The organism is Streptomyces sp. 12E, assembly GCF_055633275.1.
This window is the reverse complement of record NZ_JBVNCJ010000001.1, coordinates 391,268-413,832: the sequence shown is the minus strand read 5'-3', so window position 1 is coordinate 413,832 and position 22,565 is coordinate 391,268. Positions and strand designations below refer to the sequence as shown.

The 22,565-nt window shown below is 73.7% G+C and carries 16 protein-coding genes; 11 read left to right on the top strand and 5 right to left on the bottom strand.

The window, feature by feature from the left end:
• Positions 1-37 precede the first annotated feature (37 nt).
• Both ACZ8ZB_RS01895 and ACZ8ZB_RS01890 read left to right on the top strand, forming a co-directional pair.
• Positions 38-1,261, top strand: coding sequence for a cysteine desulfurase-like protein (locus ACZ8ZB_RS01895; protein WP_470735966.1), 1,224 nt, complete (start codon positions 38-40; stop codon positions 1,259-1,261).
• Complete coding sequence (locus ACZ8ZB_RS01890; protein ID WP_470735965.1) at positions 1,254-1,808, top strand: DUF1990 family protein; 555 nt, start codon at positions 1,254-1,256, stop codon at positions 1,806-1,808. Before ACZ8ZB_RS01895 ends, ACZ8ZB_RS01890 begins: the two co-directional genes overlap by 8 nt.
• Here the strand turns inward: ACZ8ZB_RS01890 and ACZ8ZB_RS01885 are convergent.
• On the bottom strand, positions 1,789-3,705 hold the full coding sequence (locus ACZ8ZB_RS01885) for an AMP-dependent synthetase/ligase (RefSeq protein WP_470735964.1): 1,917 nt from the start codon (positions 3,703-3,705) through the stop codon (positions 1,789-1,791). The genes ACZ8ZB_RS01890 and ACZ8ZB_RS01885 overlap by 20 nt on opposite strands.
• Before the next feature lie 642 nt (positions 3,706-4,347).
• On the opposite strand from ACZ8ZB_RS01885, the gene ACZ8ZB_RS01880 reads away from it, so the two are divergent.
• From ACZ8ZB_RS01880 to ACZ8ZB_RS01865, 4 genes are all read left to right on the top strand, one after another.
• Complete coding sequence (locus ACZ8ZB_RS01880) at positions 4,348-5,112, top strand: ABC transporter ATP-binding protein (protein WP_470735963.1); 765 nt, start codon at positions 4,348-4,350, stop codon at positions 5,110-5,112.
• Between the two features lie 3 nt (positions 5,113-5,115).
• Positions 5,116-7,644: an FtsX-like permease family protein gene (locus ACZ8ZB_RS01875; RefSeq protein ID WP_470735962.1), complete on the top strand. Its 2,529-nt coding sequence runs from the start codon at positions 5,116-5,118 to the stop codon at positions 7,642-7,644.
• 113 nt (positions 7,645-7,757) lie between these two features.
• Complete coding sequence (locus ACZ8ZB_RS01870) at positions 7,758-9,026, top strand: sensor histidine kinase (protein WP_470735961.1); 1,269 nt, start codon at positions 7,758-7,760, stop codon at positions 9,024-9,026.
• Positions 9,014-9,673, top strand: a complete 660-nt coding sequence (locus ACZ8ZB_RS01865) for a response regulator (RefSeq protein ID WP_470735960.1) — start codon at positions 9,014-9,016, stop codon at positions 9,671-9,673. Before ACZ8ZB_RS01870 ends, ACZ8ZB_RS01865 begins: the two co-directional genes overlap by 13 nt.
• A gap of 152 nt (positions 9,674-9,825) precedes the next feature.
• Here the strand turns inward: ACZ8ZB_RS01865 and ACZ8ZB_RS01860 are convergent, their stop codons facing one another.
• Positions 9,826-10,371, bottom strand: coding sequence for a DoxX family protein (locus tag ACZ8ZB_RS01860; protein ID WP_470735959.1), 546 nt, complete (start codon positions 10,369-10,371; stop codon positions 9,826-9,828).
• 126 nt (positions 10,372-10,497) lie between these two features.
• Between ACZ8ZB_RS01860 and ACZ8ZB_RS01855 the strand changes: the two genes are divergently transcribed.
• From ACZ8ZB_RS01855 to ACZ8ZB_RS01835, 5 genes are all read left to right on the top strand, one after another.
• Entirely contained in the window at positions 10,498-10,824 is a 327-nt protein-coding gene (locus tag ACZ8ZB_RS01855; protein WP_470735958.1) for a nuclear transport factor 2 family protein, read from the top strand.
• Between the two features lie 484 nt (positions 10,825-11,308).
• Entirely contained in the window at positions 11,309-14,683 is a 3,375-nt protein-coding gene (locus ACZ8ZB_RS01850; protein ID WP_470741399.1) for a pyruvate carboxylase, read from the top strand.
• A 69-nt stretch (positions 14,684-14,752) separates the two neighbouring features.
• The gene (locus tag ACZ8ZB_RS01845) at positions 14,753-15,463 is read left to right on the top strand and encodes a hypothetical protein (protein WP_470735957.1); all 711 of its coding nucleotides are present in this window, start codon (positions 14,753-14,755) and stop codon (positions 15,461-15,463) included.
• A gap of 588 nt (positions 15,464-16,051) precedes the next feature.
• Complete coding sequence (locus ACZ8ZB_RS01840) at positions 16,052-19,063, top strand: 3-keto-alpha-glucoside-1,2-lyase-like domain-containing protein (protein WP_470735956.1); 3,012 nt, start codon at positions 16,052-16,054, stop codon at positions 19,061-19,063.
• Between the two features lie 382 nt (positions 19,064-19,445).
• On the top strand, positions 19,446-20,243 hold the full coding sequence (locus ACZ8ZB_RS01835; RefSeq protein WP_470735955.1) for a VOC family protein: 798 nt from the start codon (positions 19,446-19,448) through the stop codon (positions 20,241-20,243).
• A gap of 24 nt (positions 20,244-20,267) precedes the next feature.
• On the opposite strand, the gene ACZ8ZB_RS01830 is transcribed toward ACZ8ZB_RS01835, so the two are convergent.
• From ACZ8ZB_RS01830 to ACZ8ZB_RS01820, 3 genes are all read right to left on the bottom strand, one after another.
• Entirely contained in the window at positions 20,268-20,657 is a 390-nt protein-coding gene (locus ACZ8ZB_RS01830) for a RidA family protein (RefSeq protein WP_470735954.1), read from the bottom strand.
• 174 nt (positions 20,658-20,831) lie between these two features.
• Positions 20,832-21,482: a phosphoribosyltransferase gene (locus ACZ8ZB_RS01825; protein WP_470735953.1), complete on the bottom strand. Its 651-nt coding sequence runs from the start codon at positions 21,480-21,482 to the stop codon at positions 20,832-20,834.
• A gap of 130 nt (positions 21,483-21,612) precedes the next feature.
• Entirely contained in the window at positions 21,613-22,521 is a 909-nt protein-coding gene (locus ACZ8ZB_RS01820) for an SMP-30/gluconolactonase/LRE family protein (protein WP_470735952.1), read from the bottom strand.
• Positions 22,522-22,565 lie beyond the last annotated feature (44 nt).

Here is a 22,565-nt window from a genome sequence, read left to right as displayed (position 1 = left end):
CGGCACGCCCGCACACCGCATCGACAGGAGGCATCCCATGACGTACGACCTCGCCGCACTGCGCGCCCGGATTCCCGCGCTGGCCGCCGGCACCGCGCACTTCGACGGCCCCGGCGGCACCCAGACGCCGCTGCCCGTCATCGAGGCGGTCACCGCCGCGCTCTCCGGGCCGCTCTCGATCCGCGGCAACGGCCTGCCCGGCGAGCGCAACGCCGAGGCCGTCGTCGTCGGGGCCCGGCGCGCCATGGCCGATCTGCTGGGCGCCGACCCGGCGGGCATCGTCTTCGGCCGCAGCGCCACCCAGCTCACCTACGACTTCTCCCGGACCCTCGCCGCGACCTGGTCGCCGGGCGACGAGGTGGTCGTCACCCGGCTGGACCACGACGCCAACATCCGCCCCTGGGCGCAGGCGGCCGAGCGGACCGGCTGCACCGTCCGATGGGCGGACTTCGACCCGGCCACCGGCGAACTGACCGCCGACGACGTCCGCGCCCGGCTCTCCGGGCGCACCCGGCTGGTCGCGGTCACCGCGGCCTCCAACCTGATCGGCACGATGCCCCCGATCGCCGAGATCGCACGGATCACGCACGAGGCGGGCGCCCTGCTGTACGTCGACGGCGTGCACTACGCCGCGCACGCCCCGGTCGACGTCGAGGCGCTCGGCGCGGACTTCTTCGTCTGCTCCCCGTACAAGTTCCTCGGCCCCCACCACGGCGTCCTGGCCGCCCGCCCCGATCTCCTGGAGACACTGCGCCCGGACAAACTGCTGCCCTCCACGGACGCGGTGCCCGAACGCTTCGAACTCGGCACGCTGCCCTACGAGTTCCTCGCGGGCACCCGCGCGGCGGTCGACTTCCTGGCCGGGCTGGCCGCCGGGCCGGGCGGCAGCCGCCGTGAACGGCTCGCCGCGGCGTTCGAGGGGATCGAGGAACACGAGGGTGTCCTGCGCGACCGGCTGGAGAAAGGGCTGGCGGAGCTGGAACAGGTCACCGTCCACTCCCGGGCGGCCCGGCGCACCCCGACCCTGCTGCTCACCCTCGACGGCCACCGCACCGAGGACGCCTACCGCTTCCTCGCCGAACGCGGCGTCCACGCGCCCTCCGGGAACTTCTACGCGCTGGAGGCGTCCCGCCGCCTCGGCCTCGGCGACACCGGCGGCCTCCGCGTCGGGCTGGCCCCGTACACCAGCGACGAGGACGTCGACCGGCTGCTGGCGGGCCTGTCCGCCTTCCTGGGGCGGAGGGCGGACGCGCGTGGATGAGGACGGCGGTCTCACCTACGGTCCCCGCGGCGCCACCGCCCCGCAGGCCCCGGTCTGGCCCGCCTCCCCGCCCGGTTTCCGCCGGTTCGAGGCGACCGTGACGATCGGACGGGGGGAGGACGTCTGGAACGCCGCCGGGCAGGCGGTGCTGCGGTGGGAGGTCAAGCGGCGCAGCGGCTTCGCCGTCGCCCCGGCCGACGGGGGCGGCGTCGGCGCGCGCGAGCGCGGGCGGTACACCGTCACGGCGGGCCTCGGCCGGTGCGTCGTGCGGGAACCGGTCGAGGTCGTCGCCGTGGTGGAGACCGGGGACCGGTGCGGTTTCGCCTACGGCACCCGCCGGGGCCACCCGGTCAGCGGGGAAGAGGCCTTCGTCGTGCACCGGGACGACGAGGGCCGGGTCCTGCTGACCCTGCGCTCCCTGACCAGGGCGGCGCCGACGGGTCCCTGGCGCCCGCTCTTCCCCGTCCTCCTGCTGGCCCAGCGCCACGTCCGCGGGCGCTATCTCCGCGCCCTGCGGGACACGGGGGTCAGGAGTACAGCGCCGTGATCTCGTTTGCGTACGCCTCCTGCGCCGCCTGCCGTTTCACCTTCAGCGAGGGGGTGAGCAGTCCGTTCTCCTCGGTGAACTCGCCCTCGACCAGGGTGAAGGCGCGGATGGACTCCGCGCGGGAGACGGCCTCGTTGGCGTAGTCGACGGCCTTCTGCACGTCGGCGCGCATCCGCGGGTCGCGCACGACCTCGGACATCGGGGTGTCGGCGGGCATCCCGCGCACCGCCAGCCAGTGGGCGACCGTCTCGGGATCGAGGGTGATCAGCGCGGCCACGAAGGGGCGGTTGTCGCCGACGACGAGGCACTGGCCGACGGGCGGGCGGCTGCGCAGCCGGTCCTCCAGGACGGCCGGGGAGACGTTCTTGCCGCCGGAGGTGACGAGGATGTCCTTCTTGCGGCCGGTGATGGTCAGATAGCCGTCCTCGTCCAGGGAGCCGAGGTCGCCGGTGGCGAACCAGCCGTCGTCGAGCACCTCGTCGGTGGCGGCCGGGTCGTTCCAGTAGGAGCCGAAGACGATGCCGCCCCTGACGCGCACCTCGCCGTCGTCGGCGATGCGGACCGCGGTGCCGGGGACCGGGAGCCCGACCGTGCCGGGGCGGGGGCCGAGCGGCGGGACGAGGGTGGCGGCGGCGGTGGTCTCGGTCAGGCCGTAACCCTCGTAGACCATGATCCCGGCCGCGTAGAAGAAGAGGTTGAGGTCGCGCTCCAGCGGGGAGCCGCCGCTGATGGCGTAGCGCGTCCGGCCGCCGAGCTCCTTGCGGACCCGGCGGTAGACCAGCAGGTCGTACAGTGCCCAGGCGGCGTACAGGCCGGGTCCGGGGCCCTTGCCGCGGCCCAGGAACCTGTCGAGGTGGGCCTCGCCGAAGCGGACGGCGACGCGGTGGGCGCGTTCGAAGGAGGCGCCCCGGCCGATCCTCTCGGCGGTGGCCCGGCCGGTGTCGTGGATCTTTTCGAACAGGTAGGGGACCCCGACCAGGAACGTCGGGCGGAACGCCTTGAGCGCGGGCCGGAGTTCGTCGGGCCTGAGGCTCGGGAAGTGGCCGATCTCGATGCGGGCGAGCAGGCAGGCGATCTGGATGGTGCGGCCGAGGATGTGGGCGAGCGGGAGGAAGAGCAGGGTCGAGGCGACCTGGTGGGTGACCTCCTTGAAGACGGGGTGCAGCAGTTCGACCGTGTTGGCGGCCTCGGCGTACAGGTTGGCGTGGGTGAGGGCGCAGCCCTTGGGGCGTCCGGTGGTGCCGGAGGTGTAGCAGACGGTCGCCACGGTGTCGGGGGTCAGGGCCGTACGGCGCCCGGTGACCTCCTCGTCGGGGACGTCCCGGCCGAGTGCGGTGAGCTCGGCGAGGGCGCCCGCGTCCAGTTCCCACACGCGCGGGGGTTCGGGGTGGGCGGCGGTCCCGGCGGCGACGGTGGCCGTGTTCCGCGCGGTCTCCGTGACGACGTACCGGGCGCCGGAGTCACGGACGATCCACCCCGCCTGCTCCGCCGAGGAGGTGGGGTAGACCGGCACGGTCCGGCCGCCGGCCGACCAGACCGCGAAGTCCAGGACCGTCCACTCGTAGCGCGTGCGGGACATCACGGCGACCCGGTCGCCAGGTTCCAGCCCGGCGGCGATCAGCCCCTTGGCCACGGCGGTGACCTCGCCGGCGAAGGCCGCCGCCGTCACCGGGCGCCAGGCGCCGCGCTCCTCGCGCCGCAGCACCACCGCGTCGGGGGCCTCGGCCGCGTTGGCGAACGGGATGTCGGCCGTACTGCCGGTGGTCCGCCGCGGGGCCAGGGCCGCCGTACGGACCTCGCGCACGACGCCGTGTTCGTCCCTGACGGTCTCGACCCCGGCCCTGCTCGTCAGACCCGCGTGTCGTTTCGCCCGTTTCAGATCCTTGCGTACGCCCATGACGGCTCCCGGTCGCGGCTGATGCTCTCGTGCTGGTGCTGCCGTACTTACTTACTTCGAAGTAAACTTACCCATGCGTAAGGATCAGTCAATGGGCGGGGTCGGTCCGGTCGGTTCGCCGTGCGGATCGCCCCGGCCGGCCCGCGGATGTCCTCGTCCTCCGTCCGGTCCGCCAAGTCGCCCGCGTGATCGGAGAGTCCACCGAGGACGGGACGCCCGGCAGTGTGCTGCGGCGGTGGTCGCGGGAGCGCGGGGCGTCGGCGAAGCAGGCCGCGGTCGCGGTGACCGTCGGACCGCGCCGCGCGCTCCGCACGGAGCCGGCGAGGCCGTCGGCCTCCGAGTCGCCCGTCTCCCCGTGCGGAGTACGGCTGTCGGGGCGAGCCGGCGCGCGGTCGCCGTGGCGGGGTGCCCGTCGGCCCGGACCGTGCGCGCACGGCGTACAGGGCGGTCACGGTGCGGCCGGGTCCGGCCTCGCCGCCGGAACCGCGCCGGGCCGGGGCGGACGGCGCGGCCACGGACGTCATGCCGGGTGGTAGTGCCTGCACCACCACCGTTCGGTCACTGGCTGCATGGGCGGCGGCCTCCGTGCCGCCTACCGTCGTGGAGGTCCCGCAACGAGCTCCGCCCGGAAGGCGCCCCACCATGTCACTCACCCCGGCCGACGTCGCCGTCGGCCTCGACCATGTGCACAAGACGTACGGCGGTGACCAGCCGGTCGTGGCGCTGGACGACGTGAGCGCCGTGTTCACGCGCGGTACGGCGACCGCCGTGATGGGACCGTCCGGATCGGGCAAGAGCACCCTGCTGCACTGCGCGGCCGGACTGGACCGGCCGGACTCGGGGACGGTGCGGATCGGCGCCACCGATCTGTCCTCGATGTCCGAGAAGCGGCTGACCGAACTGCGCCGCAGCCGGGTCGGTTTCGTCTTCCAGGCGTTCAACCTGGTGGGCGCGCTGGACGTGGAGCAGAACATCCTGCTGCCCTCGCGGCTCTCGGGCCACCGGCCGGACCGGGCCTGGACGGCCGAGGTGATCGGACGGGTCGGACTCGGCGACCGGCTGCGGCACCGGCCCGCGCAGCTCTCCGGCGGCCAGCAGCAGCGCGTCGCCATCGCCCGGGCGCTCGTCACCCGCCCCGAGGTGATCTTCTGCGACGAGCCCACCGGGGCCCTGGACACCCGGACCGCCGCCGACGTCCTCGCCCTGCTGCGTGCGGCGGTCGACCAGTTCGGGCAGACCGTCGTCATGGTGACCCACGACCCGGTCGCAGCGTCCTGGGCCGACCGCGTGCTGGTCCTCGCCGACGGGCGGATCGTACGGGACATGGCGCAGCCCGGCGCCGAGCGGATCGCCGAACACCTGGCACTGCTCGGCCGGCGGCAGCCCGTCGCGAGCCGGGAGGGCTGAGCCGTGCTCCACCTGGCCGCACGGATGGTGCGCTTCCGCAAGGGCGGCTTCGTCGCCACGTTCGTCGCGCTCGCCGCCGGCGTCGCCGTCCTGATGACCTGCGCCCTGCTCGTGGAGTCCGGATGGCGCCACGAGGGCGAGCCGGAACGCTACGCCGCCACGGCCGCCGTCGTCGCCGACCGGGAGCTGCGGGTGGCCGGTCCCACGGTGTTCGGCGAGACCGAGTACACCACCGTGACGCTCCCCGAACGCGGCGGTGTCCGCGCCGCGCTGGCCGACGAGCTGGCCGCGGTGCCCGGTGTGGCACGCGCGGTGGGCGACCGCGCGGTCCCGGTCGTCACGTCGGCGGCCCCGGACCTGCCGACCACGGGACACGGCTGGGCGAGCGCCGCCCTCGCCCCGTACCGGCTGGTCTCCGGCGAACCCCCGCGCGCCGACGGGGAGATCGCCGTCGACACCCGGCTCGCCGACGGCCGCGGGCTCGCCCCCGGCGGCACCGTGGACGTCATCGCCGGGGGAGAGAGCCGGCCGTACCGGGTGAGCGGAGTGGTCGAGACGGACGGCGCGTCCGGGGAAGGGGCGGCGCTGTTCTTCACCGACGCGCGGGCGGCCCGCCTCGACCCGCACCCGGACCGCTTCGACGCCGTCGGCGTCCTCGCCGAACCGGGCGCCGACCGCTCCGCCGTACTCGCCGGAGTGCGCCGGGCGGCGGACGGCGCGGGCGCGACGACGTACACCGGTGACGAGCGCGGACTGGCCGCACAGCCCGAGGCCGCGGCCGCACGGGCCTTGACCCTCCAGGCCGGCGGCGCGTTCGGCGGGTACGCCGCGGTGATCATCGTCTTCGTCGTCGCCGGGACCGTGGGCCTGTCGGTACGGCACCGGCGCCGCGACCTCGCCCTGCTGCGCGCCGTCGCGGCCACCCCGGGCCAGGTACGGCGGATGCTCCTCGCGGAGGTGGGCCTGATCGGCCTGGGCGCCGCCGTGGTGGGCGTCCCGGCCGGACTGCTCGCCGCGCGGTACGTCCGGGACGAACTGGTGTCCCGGGAGTTCGTGCCCGAGGGCTTCGCCGTCCGGGGCGGGCTGCTGTCCGCCGCGGCCGTGACCGCGGCCGTCACCGCCGTGGCACTCCTGGCCGTCTGGATCGCCGCGCTGCGCGTCACCCGGATCAAGCCCACCGAGGCGCTCGGGGAAGCGGCCGTCGAGCGCGGCCCCGGCAGCAGGACGCGCGTGGTGAGCGGCCTGGTGTGCCTCGCCGTCGCGCTGTCCCTGACCGGCCTCACCGGCGCCACCGACGGCCAGACCGCGCTGGGCGCCGCGATGGGCATGCTCTGCACGTTCGTCCTCGGGGTCGCACTGCTGGCGCCCTGGATCAACCAGGCCGCGGCCCGGTTCCTCGGGCCCGTGCTGCGGACGGTGTGGGGCGACAGCGGCTACCTCGCCGCCGCGAACCTGCGGGCCAACGCGCGCGGCACGGTCGCCGTGCTCACCGCGCTGGTGCTCTCCGTCGGCTTCGGCGGCACCGTCTGGTTCCTGCAGGACAACCTCCAGCGGCAGACCGTCGTCCAGAGCCGCGACGGCGTCCTCGCCCAGCACGTCCTGACCGGCACCGCCGGCCTGCCCGCCTCCGCCACGGCCGAGGCCCGTCGCGTCCCCGGCGTGCTCGCCGCGACCGGGGTGCGCCGCACCTCGGTCGTCGTACCGGGAGAACTCGAGGCACAGGCCGTGGTCGCCCAGGGCATCGATCCGAAGGGCGTGGAACGGACACTGGACCTCGACGTCCGGTCGGGCAGCCTCGCCGCACTGCGCGCGGACACCATGGCCGTGTCCACCGCACGGGCGGACGCCGCCGGCTGGGACCTCGGGGACGAGGCCGAGCTGTGGCTCGGCGACGGGACGCCCGTCACCCTGCGCGTCGTCGCGCTGTACGAACGCGGCTGGGGCTTCGGCGACGTCACCCTCCACACGAAGACCCTCGCCGGACACACCGTCACCGGACTCGACGACCAGGTGCTCATCCGCACGGCGCCGGACGCGGACGCCGGAGCCGCCCTGACCGCCCTGGCCGGCCGGTACCCGGCCGCCGCGGTGGTCGACACCGACCGGCTCACCGGCGACATCGCCCGGGACCTGGCCGTCAGCGGCTGGCTGAACAAGCTGCTCATCGCCGTCCTGGTCGGATACGCGCTCCTGGCCGCCGCCAACACGCTCGTCATGGCCGCCCTGTCCCGGACCCGGGAACTCGCCCTGCTGCGCCTGGTCGGCGTCACCCGCCGTCAGGTGAAGCGGATGGTGCACGCCGAACAGGCCGGTCTGCTGGGCGTGGCGCTCGTCATCGGCGGCGCGATCGCGGCCGTCACCCTCACCACGATCGTCAACGCCGTGGCCGGGCAGCGCGTGCCCCACGTGCCGGCCGCCGGCTGGGCCGTCGTCGTCGGCGGCACCGTCACCCTGGCGCTCGTCGCCACGGTGCTTCCCGTCGGCCGGCTCCTGCGCACCCCTCCGGCCGAGGGCATCGGCATCCGCGAATGAGCACGCCGCGCCGGTCCCGGGCCCGGAGCGCACCCGGCGCCGTACCACTGGGCGGATGGCCGGGCGGGCCCGGGACCGGGTGTCCTATCCTCCACACCCGGGAGGTGTGGAGGGTGGTGACTCAGGACGGGGCGGCAGGCGGCCGGCCGGGGCGTTCACGGGCCGTGCCGGCCCGCGCCCGGGCCGCGCTGGACGCCCTGGAACACCTCATCGGCGGTATGGGCACCGGCCTGCTGGCGCTGCTCGCGGTGCTGTGGCTGGCCCTGACGGCGGCGGCCTGCCTGGTCGGTGCGGGGCTGTGGCTGCTGCCGTCCGCCCTGCACGCGGTGCGGGCCGTCGCCGACCGGGAGCGGGCCCGGCTGTCCCGGTGGGGCCCGGAGATCATCGGTCCGGCCGAACCGCCGGCCGGGCTGCGGGCGACGCTCGCGGACCGCTCCGTACGCCGCGAGGTGCGCTGGGTCTGCGCGCACGCGTTCTTCGGCCTGCTCCTCGGACTGATCGGGGCGACGCTGCCGCTGAACGCGGCGCACGACATCACCTTCCCGCTGTACTGGCGCCTCCTGCCCCAGAGCGAGGCCACCGCGGCCCTGGGCTGGTGGACCGTGCGGGACTGGCCCGGCGCCCTGTCCGTCACCCTGTTCGGCGTGCTGTTCGTCGCCGTCATCGTGTTCTGCGCCCCCGCGCTCGCCCGCCTCCAGGCATGGCCCGGACGGCGGCTGCTCGGCCCGGACCCCGGGACCGACCTCGTCCTGCGGGTCGCCGAGCTCACCGCCACCAGGGCCGCCGCGCTCGACGCCCACGCCACCGAACTGCGCCGTGTCGAACGCGCGTTGCACGACGGCACGCAGAACCGGATCGTCGCGGTCACCGTGCTGCTCGGCGCGGCCCGCCGCGCCCTGACCCGCAACCCCGGGGAGGCCGACGCCGTCCTCGAGCGTGCCCAGGAGGCCGCCGAGCAGGCGCTGGCCGAGCTGCGGGCGGTCGTCCGCTCCATCCTCCCGCCGGTCCTGGCCGACCGCAGCCTGCCCGACGCCCTCACCGCCCTGGCGGCCGACTGCCCGGTGCCCTGCCGCGTCGACACCGACGTGCCCGGCCGGTGCGCGGCGTCCGTGGAGGCGACGGCGTACTTCGTGGTCGCCGAGGCCCTCAGCAACATCGCCAAGCACAGCGGCGCCCGCGACGCCGGTGTCGTCGTGCGCCGCGTGGACGACCGGCTGCACGTGGAGGTCCGCGACGACGGCCGCGGCGGCGCGGACGAGCGGAACGGGTCGGGGCTCACCGGCATCCGCCGACGCACCGAGGCGCACGACGGAACACTGGAACTGGCCAGCCCTCCCGGCGGCCCCACCACCCTGAAGGTGACCCTGCCATGCGGATCGTGATCGCCGAGGACGACGCCCTGCTGCGCGAGGGGCTGGCGCTGCTGCTGCGCGCCGAGTCCCTGGACGTGGTGGCCACGGCCGAGGACCCCGACGCCTTCCTGGACGCCGTGGACGCGGAGGAGCCGGACGTCGCCATCGTCGACGTCCGGATGCCGCCCACCCACACCGACGAGGGGATCACCGCGGCCGTGGAGGCCCGGCGGCGCCGGCCCGAGCTCGCCGTCCTCGTCCTGTCCGCCTACGTCGAGCAGGCCTTCGCCACCGACCTGCTGGCCCAGGGCAGCGCCCGGCTCGGCTACCTGCTCAAGGAACGGGTCGGCCGGGTCGAGGAGTTCCTCGAGGCGCTGCACCGGGTGGCGCGGGGCGGCACCGCCATCGATCCCGAGGTCGTGGCCCAACTGCTCACCCGTACCCGGCCGGACGCCCGGCTGCAGCGGCTCAGCCCGCGCGAACGGGACGTGCTGGCGCTGATGGCCGAGGGGCTGGGCAACACGGCCATCGCCGAACGGCTCGTCGTCACCGACGGTGCCGTGCACAAGCACATCCGCAGCATCTTCGCCAAGCTCGACCTGGCGCCGACCGACCGCACGGACCGCCGTGTCGCGGCCGTGCTGCACTACCTGGAGGACGCCCGGCGCCGGGCCTGACCCGGCCGGGCGCCGCCGGGTCGGGCCGCGAGCCGCTCGGTGAGGGCCCCGGCCCGGACGGCCGCGTCCTGGTGGGCGCGCTCGCGGGAGCTCTCGAAGAGCGGGACCGGCCCGGCCGTCGCCGGGTTCCGCGTGGCCGGGGTCGGCTCCGGCTACTCCTCGGACAACGGCTCCCGCTCGGCCTCCTTGGCCTTCCGCAGCCGCCGGACACGCGCCCCCACCGTCATCGTCGTGGCCGCCGCGGTCACGGCGAAGGCCACCGGGATCATCCAGTTCCGGTTGACGGCGTGGCCGAGGGCGTGGTCCAGGGAGAGCCGGCCGGGACCCGTGACGGCGAGTCCGGCGGCCGTCAGGCCCAGGGACGCGGCGTACTCGAAGCCGCCCTCCTGGTTGAAGAAGCCGTTGGGCGTGTGCACGGCGGACGCGCCGGCCATCGCGCCGGCCGCCGCGGCGCCCGCCGCCGGGGTGGCGAGACCGAGCGCGAGCAGCACACCCCCGCCGGCCTCGGCGAGGCCCGCCGCCGCGGCGCTCGCCCTGCCGGGCGCGTAGCCGATGGACTCCATGAACTGGCCGGTGCCCTCGAGGCCGCCACCGCCGAACCAGCCGAACAGCTTCTGCGCGCCGTGCGCCGCGAGCACCCCGCCCGTTCCCAGCCGGAGCAGCAGCAGGCCCAGATCACGTCGGTCGTAACAGGTCACGTCGTCTCCCGGAGCAGTGGCTTGGCCCGACCACCGTCGCATCCCCGCCACCGGCCCGGCGCGCCACCGGTCGCCGTTCGGGTGACGCGGGTGGCGGGACCCGGCGGCCGGCACGACGCTGCAGGCATGACGATCCGGAGCACCCGTCTCAGCGACCCCGCCGTCCGCGCCTTCGTCACGGCCGTCAACAACCACGACCGGGACGGTTTCCTGGCTCTGCCGGCGCCCGGCGCCACCATGGCGGACGACGGTTCCGAGCGCGACCTCACCGAGTGGACCGACCGGGAGATCTTCTCCTCCCACGGGCACCTGGAGGTCGACGACGAGTCCGGCGGCGGCCGCCGCCTCCTCGCCCGCTCCCCCAACGACGCCTGGGGCGAGATGCGCACCCGGTGGTCCTTCACCGTCGACGACGACGGCCGCATCTCCCGCTTCGAGACCGGTGAGGCCTGACCCGGACCCCGCCGACCGGGCCGGCCACGGCCCACTCCGTCGAACGCGGTGCGACGAGGGCCGGGTGAGGGGAGGGGCGGCGGTCCCGCCCGGTCGCCGGCCGGCGCTTCGGACAACGCGTTCAGCCCGGCGTCCGCCGGCCGGCTCCGGCACGGGTGGACGTCGTGGAACCCCGCCGTGGCGCCGGCCGCGGCGAGCGGTCACCCTCCCCGCCGGCCTCCGCGTCGCGCCGGAGGCCACCGCGGTGGGCGGCCGCACCGTCCCGCGCGCGACGCGAGGACGAACTGCTCGAGATCACGGAGCGGCGCTCCCCCGAGACCTGAGAGGGGTCGCCGGGGCCACAGGGGGCCACAAGGGGAAACGTGTCCTCCTACGGTCCCTCACACCGCCGGCGGACCGGAGGTGAGTGGCCCGGCTCACATGGCGTACCGGGCCCGCCGCCGACACGATGGTCTTCGTCACCGGCAGGCTGAAGGGATCGAGCATGTTCCGCAAGGTGCTGGTCGCCAACCGTGGCGAGATCGCGATTCGGGCGTTCCGCGCGGGCTACGAACTGGGTGCCCGAACCGTCGCCGTCTTCCCGCACGAGGACCGCAACTCGCTGCACCGGCTGAAGGCCGACGAGGCGTACGAGATCGGCCGGCCGGGACATCCCGTGCGGGCCTACCTCTCCGTCGAGGAGATCGTCCGCGCCGCCCGCCGAGCGGACGCCGACGCCGTCTACCCGGGCTACGGATTCCTGTCCGAGAACCCCGAGCTGGCGAGCGCCTGCGAAGAGGCCGGCATCACCTTCGTCGGACCCAGCGCCCGGATCCTGGAACTGACCGGGAACAAGGCCCGTGCCGTGGCCGCCGCCCGCGAGGCCGGTGTACCCGTGCTCGGCTCCTCGGCACCCTCCACCGACGTCGACGAACTCGTCCGCGCCGCCGACGACATCGGCTTCCCCGTGTTCGTCAAGGCGGTCGCCGGCGGCGGGGGGCGCGGCATGCGCCGCGTCGAGGAGCCCGCCCAGCTGAGGGAGGCCGTCGAGGCGGCCTCCCGGGAGGCCGCCTCCGCGTTCGGCGACCCCACGGTGTTCCTGGAGAAGGCCGTCGTCGAACCCCGCCACATCGAGGTGCAGATCCTCGCCGACGGGCAGGGCGACGTCATCCACCTGTTCGAGCGGGACTGCTCGGTGCAGCGCCGTCACCAGAAGGTGATCGAACTCGCGCCCGCGCCGAACCTCGACCCGGAGCTGCGCGACCGCATCTGCGCCGACGCCGTGAACTTCGCCCGGCGGATCGGCTACCGCAACGCCGGCACGGTGGAGTTCCTCCTCGACCGGGACGGCAACCACGTCTTCATCGAGATGAACCCGCGCATCCAGGTCGAGCACACGGTGACCGAGGAGGTCACCGACGTCGACCTGGTGCAGGCGCAGCTGCGCATCGCGGCCGGCGAGACGCTCGCCGACCTCGGTCTCTCGCAGGAGACCGTCACCCTGCGGGGCGCCGCGCTGCAGTGCCGCATCACCACCGAGGACCCCGCCAACGGCTTCCGCCCGGACACCGGACGGATCAGCGCCTACCGCTCGCCCGGCGGCTCCGGCATCCGCCTGGACGGCGGAACCACCCACGCCGGTACGGAGATCAGCGCCCACTTCGACTCGATGCTGGTGAAACTCACCTGCCGGGGCCGGGACTTCGGCGCCGCGGTGGGCCGGGCCCGACGAGCGGTGGCCGAGTTCCGCATCCGCGGTGTCGCCACCAACATCCCCTTCCTGCAGGCGGTCCTGGACGATCCGGACTTCCAGGCCGGACGCGTCACGACGTCGTTCATCGAGCGGCGTCCCGAACTGCTCACCGCCCGCCACTCCGCCGACCGCGGCACCAAGCTGCTCACCTACCTCGCCGACGTCACGGTCAACAAGCCGCACGGCGAGCGGCCCCAGCTGATCGACCCGCTGACGAAGCTGCCGCCACTGCCCGCCGGCGAACCGCCGGCCGGCTCGCGGCAGCGGCTCGCCGAACTCGGCCCCGACGGTTTCGCCCGCAGGCTGCGCGACTCGCCGACCATCGGCGTCACCGACACCACCTTCCGCGACGCCCACCAGTCGCTGCTCGCCACCCGGGTGCGCACCAAGGACCTGCTCGCCGTCGCCCCCGTGGTGGCGCGCACCCTGCCCGGGCTGCTCTCCTTGGAGTGCTGGGGCGGCGCCACGTACGACGTCGCCCTGCGCTTCCTCGCCGAGGACCCGTGGGAGCGCCTGGCCGCCCTGCGGGAGGCCGTGCCCAACATCTGCCTCCAGATGCTGCTGCGCGGCCGCAACACCGTGGGCTACACCCCGTACCCGACCGAGGTGACCGACGCCTTCGTCCAGGAGGCGGCGGCCACCGGCATCGACATCTTCCGCATCTTCGACGCGCTGAACGACGTCTCCCAGATGCGGCCCGCCATCGACGCCGTACGGGAGACCGGCACGGCCGTCGCCGAGGTGGCCCTGTGCTACACCGCCGACCTGTCCGATCCGTCCGAACGGCTCTACACCCTGGACTACTACCTGCGGCTGGCCGAGCGGATCGTGGAAGCGGGCGCGCACGTGCTGGCCGTCAAGGACATGGCCGGACTGCTGCGGGCGCCCGCGGCGGCGACGCTGGTGTCGGCGCTGCGCCGGGAGTTCGACCTGCCGGTCCACCTGCACACCCACGACACCGCCGGCGGCCAGCTCGCCACCTACCTCGCCGCGATCCAGGCCGGCGCGGACGCGGTCGACGGAGCCGTGGCCTCGATGGCGGGCACCACCTCCCAGCCCTCCCTGTCGGCGATCGTCGCCGCGACGGACCACTCCGAGCGCCCCACCGGACTGGACCTGACGGCCGTCGGCGACCTGGAACCCTACTGGGAGAGCGTCCGTAAGGTCTACGCGCCCTTCGAGGCCGGCCTGGCCTCGCCGACCGGCCGCGTCTACCACCACGAGATCCCTGGCGGACAGCTGTCCAACCTGCGCACCCAGGCGATCGCGCTGGGTCTGGGCGACCGCTTCGAGGACATCGAGGCGATGTACGCCGCCGCCGACCGGATGCTCGGCCGCCTGGTGAAGGTCACCCCCTCGTCGAAGGTGGTGGGCGACCTGGCACTGCACCTGGTGGGCGCGGGCGTCTCCCCGGAGGACTTCGAGGAGGAGCCGGACCGGTTCGACATCCCGGACTCCGTGATCGGCTTCCTGCGCGGCGAGTTGGGCACTCCGCCCGGCGGCTGGCCCGAGCCGTTCCGCAGCAGGGCCCTGCGCGGCCGCGCCGAGCTCAAGCCGGTCCGGGAACTGACCGCCGACGACCGCGAGGGCCTGGCGAAGGACCGCCGGCCGACCCTCAACCGTCTCCTCTTCCCCGGCCCCACCCGGGAGTTCGAGACGCACCGCCGGTCCTTCGGCGACACCGGCGTCCTGGACAGCAAGAACTTCTTCTACGGGCTGCGCCCCGGCACGGAGTACAGCGTCGACCTCGATCCCGGTGTACGGCTGCTCATCGAACTGCAGGCGGTGGGCGACGCCGACGAGCGGGGCATGCGCACCGTGATGTCCACCCTGAACGGCCAGCTGCGGCCGATCCAGGTCCGCGACCGGGCGGCGGCCTCCGACGTCCCGGTCACCGAGAAGGCCGACCGGGCCGACTCCGGCCATGTCGCGGCCCCCTTCGCCGGTGTGGTGACCCTCGCGGTCGCCGAGGGCGACGAGGTGGCGGCCGGCGCCACGGTGGCCACCATCGAGGCGATGAAGATGGAGGCCGCGATCACCGCCCCGAGGTCCGGCACCGTCACCCGGCTGGCCATCAACCGCATTCAGCAGGTGGAGGGCGGCGACCTCATCGTGGAACTCGGCTGAGCCCGTGCGGGCCGGTGGAGCCGGACCCGGTCCGTCCCGCCGGTGGCGCGGCGGATAGAGTCCGGCTCCATGCCGGGGACACAGGGATCACGTGGCTTTGCGAACGGTCTGTGGGCCGCCTCCGCACTGGCCGCATGCGCGGGAGCGTTCGCCTGGCTGCTCGGGTGGCTGACGGCCGGGGTGTCGGAGCTGGACGAGCGCTGCGCCCACGGAATGGCGGGCCCCGGGGGCGACTTCCGGGTGGAGCGGAGCAGCTTTCCGCCAGGGGTGCGCTGTGTGTTCGCCGACGGCTCCACGATCTCCGCGGGTGACTTCTTCGGCTGGGTGCTGTGGGTGTGCGTCGTGGTCGCCGCGGCCTGCGCCGTTCTGGCGCTGGTTTGCGAGTTCGCCGGGCTGGGCCAGGAGCGGGCCGTGGTCCGGTTCGGGGTTCTCGCCCTCGTTTCCCTGGTGGTGCTGGCGGTCCTGTGCGCGGTCGTGCCGGCCCTCCTGGCTCCGCCGGGACGCGATCCGCTGTCCACCTGTCCGGCGTTCACCACGGGCGTCTACGAGCGCGCCCTCGAGGTACGGCGGTCGGTGTTCCCCGCGCAGGCGACGTGCGTGTATCCGAGCGGCGTCACCCGCGACCTGGTTCCCGCGTGGTGGGGGACGATGAGCCGGGGCGTGCTCGTCGCCGTGGCGATCGCCCTCCTCGGGCTGGTGCAAGCGGTGCGCCGGCACGGCTGGAGACCACCGGGCCGGCGTTCTCCGGCGGCGGCTGCCCGCTCGGCGCAGGACACGTAGGTTGTGCGTTGGCCAAAGCATTCCCTGACGGATGACGGACGGTACCCATGACCGGCCCTGCCGCAGCACCCGGGGGAACACGTCCCCGTCCGGGCCGGACGGCCACGGTCCGGCGGTCCGGGACCGGGTGCGTCGGCCCGGACACCTACGGCACCCTGTGCCGGCACCTCGTGGCGCACCACTTCCACGTGGACGACGGCCGGCAGGCACGGCTGTTCCCGGGGCCTCACCGCTGCATCCGGCCGGCCCGACTCGGCCTCATGGCCCAACCGGCCGGTTCCGGGCCGGAGCCCGGGAAGGCGGACCGGGACGGCACCGCGTTCACCGCCGAGTCGCGTTCCCCTGTGTCCGTCTGCCGCCCCCCGCTCTCCCCGCAACCGCACACCGCACACCGCACACCGCTCACCGCTCCCGCGACGTACCCATTGCACCGATGAATGCTGCCCACCGGAAGGACTTTGAACTCATCGAGTACAAAGTCTGGACGGCCTGAGCAGAAGTCTCCTAGCGTGTCGGCCGCACCGTTGGCGTTTCGCCCATTCGGCACCGGAGTCATCCGGCCCTCCGGTCGACCCAGCAGGAGGAAGCATGGACGCACGGCTGTACCGGCGCGCCCGAAGATCCCTGACAGGACTGCTCGTCGGCGCGTTCGTCGCGGGCGGGCTCTGGGGAGCCCCCCTGGCATCGGCCCGGCCGGGCTCCGCGCCGCGGGCCGACGCGCCGCCACAGGAGCCCGGAGTCACCCTGCGCGTCTTCGACGTCCAGGTCCCGCTCGACAAGATCTGCACCCTCAAGCCCGGACAGACCCCCAACGTCGACAAGCTGATGCCGACCGTCGACTGGAGCACCACCGGCGACTTCGGCGGGTTCGGCGACAACTTCGTCACCCAGGTCACCGGCAACATCCATGTACCGGCCGACGGTTCCTACACCTTCCGGCTGATCAGCGACGACGGCTCACGGCTGTTGATCGACGACCGGCTGGTCATCGACCACGACGGACTGCACGGCGCCGAGCCCAAGGACGGCGCGGTCCAGCTCACCGAGGGCATGCACGCGTTGCGCATAGACCACTTCGAACGCGGCGGCGGGGAGCAGCTCACCCTCGCCTGGCGTCCGCCGGGCGCCGACGATTTCGCAACCGTGCCGAACACGGCGCTGAGCACCGACGCCGGAGTGGTCCGGGTCACCGCCCCGGGCCGCAAGGAGTGCGAGGGCGTCAGGGACTCGCCGGGCGACGGCCTTCCGCTCAACTCGGTGCGCCCCGACCACACCCTCACCGACCTGCGTCCCGAGGGCTTCGAACCACAGGTCACCGGCATGGACTGGCTGCCCGACGGCCGTCTGGTGGTGAGCACCTGGGGCGGCACCGACAACACGGCCGGCGAGGTCTACGTCATGGACGAGGTCACCGGCACCACCGGCCCGGACAAGGTGAAGGCCACGAAGATCGCCGAGGGACTCAAGGAGCCGATGGGCCTGAAGGTCGTCGACGGCACCATCTTCGTCTCCCAGAAGCACGAGCTGACGGAGCTGGGCGACAGCGACGGCGACGGCGTCATGGACGAGTACCGGACGATCGCCACCTGGCCCTACGGGGGCAACTTCCACGAGTTCGCCTTCGGACTGCTGTACCGCGAGGGACACTTCTACCTGAACCTGTCCGTCGCCATCGACTACGGCGGCGCCACCACGAATCCGCAGCCCGCACCCGGCCGCGGCGCGACCATCAAGGTCAACAGGAAGACCGGCAAGGTGAGTTACCTCGCCGGCGGCCTGCGCACCCCGAACGGCATCGGCTGGGGTCCAGGCGGTGACCTCTTCGCCACCGACAACCAGGGCGGCTGGCTCCCCTCGTCGAAGCTGGTCCACATCGAGCAGGACCGCTTCTTCAACCACTACACCAACCCCGCCGGCCCCTTCGACTCCGAGCCGGTGACCCGGCCGGTGCTCTGGCTCCCGCAGAACGAGATCGCCAACTCGCCCAGCACGCCGCTCCACCTGACCAAGGGCAGGTTCAAGGGGCAGCTGCTGTTCGGCGACGTCACCTACGGCGGCCTCCAGCGCGCCTACCTGGAGAAGGTCAAGGGCCAGTACCAGGGCGCCGTCTTCCGCTTCACCCAGGGCCTCGAGGCCGGCGTCAACCGGATCACCATGGGCCCCGACGGCGCCATCTACGCGGGCGGTCTGGGAGCGGACGGCAACTGGGGCCAGGAGGGCAAGCTCAGGTACGGCCTCCAGAAGCTGACGCCGAACGGCGGCAACACCTTCGACATCCAGGCCATGCGGGTGAAGAAGGGCGGCTTCGAGCTGGAGTACACCCAGCCGCTGTCCCAGGAGACCGCCGACAACCTCGTCAGCCACTACGAGGCCGAACAGTGGCGCTACACCCCGACGCGCGACTACGGCGGTCCCAAGATCGCCGAGGAGACCCTGGAGGTGACCTCGGCGAAGCTGTCGCGCGACCGCAGGAAGGTGACCCTGGCCGTCGAGGGACTCAAACCGGGCCGCGTGGTGCACGTCCGCTCCCCGCGCCCGTTCAGCTCGGCGTCGGGCGAGACCCTGTGGAGCACGGAGGCCTGGTACACCCTCAACGCCATGCCGGGCAAGCAGCCCGCACCGGGCCCGCTGTACGAGGCCGAGGAGGCGTCCCTGACCGGCGCGGCCGGCGTCAACACCGACCACCGGGGCTACTCCGGCAGCGGCTTCGTCGACCGGTACGGCACCCAGGGCGCCACCACGACCTTCGACGTCGAGGTGGACCGGAGCGGGACGTACGACCTGGGGCTGCGCTACTCCAACGGCCCGGACCCCTTCCGGGGCGCCAAGTCCCTCTCCCTGTACGTCAACGGCAAGAAGGTGAGGCAGACCGAGTTCCGCAGCACCGGTGACTGGGACACCTGGTCGACGCAGACCGAGGCACTGCGCCTGCGCGCCGGGCACAACAGCGTCGCCTACCGGTACGACGAGGGCGACACCGGCCACGTCAATCTCGACCTCCTCAGCGTCGACCGGCACGGCGGTCCGGTCGGCCTGTTCGACGGCGACGGCCTCGACCGGTGGCAGCACACCGACGGGCGCCCGGTCCAGTGGCCCGTCACCGACGGCGCGACGGAGGTCTGCTGCGGGGACATCCGCACCAAGGGCGGTTACGACGACTTCAAGCTGCACGTGGAGTACCGGCTGCCGAAGCTGCCCCCGGACGTGACGGGACAGGACCGCGCCAACAGCGGCGTCTACCTCCAGGACCGTTACGAGATCCAGATCCTGGACTCCTACGGCGACACCACACCCGCCACCGACGAAGCAGGGGCGATCTACCTGAAGAAGGCCCCGGACGTGAACGCCGCCAGGGCGCCCGAGACCTGGCAGTCGTACGACATCGTCTTCCGCGCCGCGCGCTACGACGCCGAGGGGAACAAGACGGCCGACGCACGGGTCACCGTGGTGTGGAACGGCAAGAAGATCCACGACGACGTCGCGATCGACGGCCCGACCGGAGGCGGAGCGCCCGAAGGCCCCGCGGCCGGGGCGATCCGGCTGCAGGACCACGGGAACGCGGTGCGCTACCGCAACATCCGCATCGAACCGCTCGGTTAGCGCGCGGGGGCCGGGTCCGGCGTCGTGCCGTCCGAAGCGGACGACGCGGCTCCGGCCCCCTCCTCCCAGGCCGTGCCCGGGCCGCGCGGACCGGTCATGCCGAACGCGGTCGGGGCGGCGGCCGCCGCACCCCAGGTACGCGGTGCTGAAACCGCTGCCCAGGGCCTCCAGGGCGACGTCGTGCGCCTGCGAGCCCGGGGGGGCAGGCTGTTCACGGCGACCGGACCGCAGCCACCCCTCCCGGCTCCTGCTGCCGTTCACGAGGCGTGGGGCGGTGGACGGGAGCAGCCGGCCCGCGACGCCCGGACGGCGAAGCCGGAGGGCGGTTGTCAGTGCCCGGTGGCACGCTGGGGCCAAAGGGAACCAGCGAAAGGACATCGCGGTGATCACCACTGACTTCGCCCCCGGCTCGCCCTGCATGCTCGACCTCGGCACCCCCGACGTCCGGGCCGCCGCAGCCTTCTACGGCGCGGTCCTCGGCTGGGACTACGAGCCCATGGGCGACGGGGAGGACGTGGAAGGGGGGATGTTCGGCAAGAACGGCAAGATGGTCGCCGGGCTGGGCAAGCTCACCGAGGAGGGCGCCCGTCCCGCCTGGATGATCTACTACACCGTCGCCGACGCGGACGCCACGACCCGGGCGGTGGAGCGCGCCGGCGGCACCGTGCGGGTGCCGCCCATGGACCTCGAGAAGTGGGGTCGGATGGCGCAGTACAGCGACCCGCTGGGCGGCCAGTTCGCCGTCTGGCAGCCGGGGGAGAGCAAGGGCGTCGACCTGGTGGACGAGCCGGGCTCGCTGTGCTGGACCGAGCTGTACACGAGCGACGCGGCCGCGGCGAAGGAGTTCTACGGCGGAGTCCTCGGCTGGCGGTTCAGCGACACGCGGATGCCGGGCGGCGAGGGCGTCTACACCATGATCGCCCCGTCCGGTCTGCCCGAGGAGCGGATGCACGGCGGCCTGCTGGAGGTCCGCGAGGAGGACCTCGCCCCGGCGGGCGGGCGGCCGTACTGGCACCCGGTCTTCGCGGTCACCGACTGCGACGCGGCGGTGGCCGAGGTCACCGGGAACGGCGGACGCGTGCGGACGGGTCCGGTGGACGCGGAGGGCGTCGGCCGCCTCGCCCTCTGCCTCGATCCCTTCGGCGCGGACTTCGTGCTGCTCACCCCGGCCGGGAGCTGAGGCCCGGGACGACGGGCCCCGCCGTCACCGGGCCGACCGCTGCGCGTACACCTCTACCTCGATCCTCATCCGGGGATCGGCGAGGCCGCACACGAGCATGGTGGCGGCCGGCCGGACCTCGCCGAAACAGCGGCGCAGGACGGGCCAGCAGGGCTCGAAGTCGGCCCGGTCGGGCAGCAGGTAACGCACCCGTACCACATCGGCGAAGGTGCACCCCGCCTCGGCCAGCGCGGCCCCGATGTTGCGCAGACACTGCTCGGCCTGCTCCACCACGTCGTCGGAGATCGTCATGGTGGTGTAGTCGAAGCCGGTCGTGCCGGACACGTGCACCGAGTCGCCGTGGATCACGGCGCGGGCGTAGCCGATCCGCTCCTCGAACGTCGAGCCGCTGAGGATCGCACGTCGCTCTGTCATACGCGGGACGCTAGGGGGCCGGCGTGGATACGTCCAGCACGGCGAAGGACATGACCTGACGTCTTCGGGCGTATGACGCGCCCCGTGCTCCGCCCCGAGCTGCCGCAGCCGCACGCCTTCGCCGTCGCCCGGCGGGGGACGCCCCGAGCCCGCCGGCCACCGTCGGCCGAGGCGCTAGGCCGGGTGCAGCTCCCGCAGGGCGTCCAGCACCTCCTGGTCGGTGACCTGAGGGAAGTCCTCGTACCACTCGCCGACGGACCGCAGCCGCTGTGGCTGGTACAGGGAGACCACGTCGTCGGCCTCGTCCCGCAGCGCCGCGGCGGTCCCGTGACCGCACACCGGCACGGCCAGCGTCAGCCGCAGAGGACCACCGCGCCGAAGGTGCCGCAGCGCCGCACGGGCGGTGATCCCCGTGACCAGTCCGTCGTCCACGACCACGATGCTGTGACCGCCGAGGTCCGGGGCGGGGCGACCGCCGCGGTAGACCCACCCCCGCCGGTGCAGCTCGACCCGCGCCCGGGCCACCTCGGCGCCGAGCCCGTCCTCCGAGAGGTCCAGGGCCCTCAGCCCCGTACGGTCGAACACCGGGGGGTCGTCCCCGGCGATCGCCCCGACACTCACGCCGGGGGACCCGGGGACCCCGATCCTGCGGACGACGAGGACGTCCAGGGGCACCTGCATCGCCCGGGCGATCTCCGCACCGACCGGGACGCCACCGCGCGGCAGCGCCAGCACGGTCACATTCGCGAGATCACCGCTGCTCGCCCATTCCAGCATCCTGACGGCCAGCTCCTGTCCGGCCTGCGCACGGCTTCGGAATCGCACGGCTCGCTCCCTTCCTCGGCCACCCGTGCCGGGTATCCGTCACCGCCCCGCCACTCACCTGCGGGTGTCACGACGGGGAGCGAGGCGGACGCCGGAGCACGGCCGGCGTCCTCGGTGCCGCCAGGACCGTTCAGAGGCGCGGAGCCCCGGTCACCGACATCACCAGGGAGTACAGGGAGGTGGTGGCGGTGATGAACAGGCGGTTGTTCTTGGGACCGCCGAAGGCGATGTTGGAGACGGGCTCGGGCACCCGCAGCTTCCCGATGAGGGTGCCGTCGGGGTCGTAGCAGTGCACGCCGTCGTCGAGGGCGGCGGCCCACAGGCGGCCCGCTTCGTCGAAGCGGATGTTGTCGAAGCGGACATCGCCCCGGCCCTCGGCGAAGACCTCGCCGCCGGACAGGGAGCCGTCCTCGCGGATGCCGTACACGTGGATCCGGGCGGCCCGCGAGTCGGAGACGTACAGCCGGCTCTCGTCGGGGGACAGGACGACCCCGTTGGGCCCTTCGAATCCCTCCGCGGCGAGGTGGACGTCCCCCGACGCGGGGTCGATCCGGTACACGTTGCACGCGCCGATCTCCGACTCGGCGCGGTGGCCCTCGTAGTCGCTGATGATGCCGAAGTCCGGGTCGGAGAACCAGATCGTGCCGTCGGAGCGTACGACGGAGTCGTTCGGGCTGTTGAGCCGCTTGCCGTCGTACCGGTCGGCGAGGACGGTCACGGTCCCGTCCGGTTCGGTGCGGGTCACGCGGCGGTTGCCCTGCTCGCAGGTGACCAGACGGCCCTGCCGGTCGACGGTGTTGCCGTTGCTGTGACCGGCGGGGGCGCGGAAGACACCGACCGTGCCGGTGGCCTCGTCCCAGCGCAGGATGCGGTCGTTCGGGATGTCGCTCCAGACCAGCTGGCGCCAGGCGGGCAGGTACAGCGGGCCCTCGGCCCAGCGGCAGTCGTCGTACAGGACCTCGAGCCTGCTGTCGCCGTTCACACAGCGTCCGGTACGGAAGCGGTCGTCCAGGATCTCGTACGGGCCGTCGGCGGGCATGGCGTCCTCTCGCGGAGAGTGATCGGAAGGCGATTCAACCATGC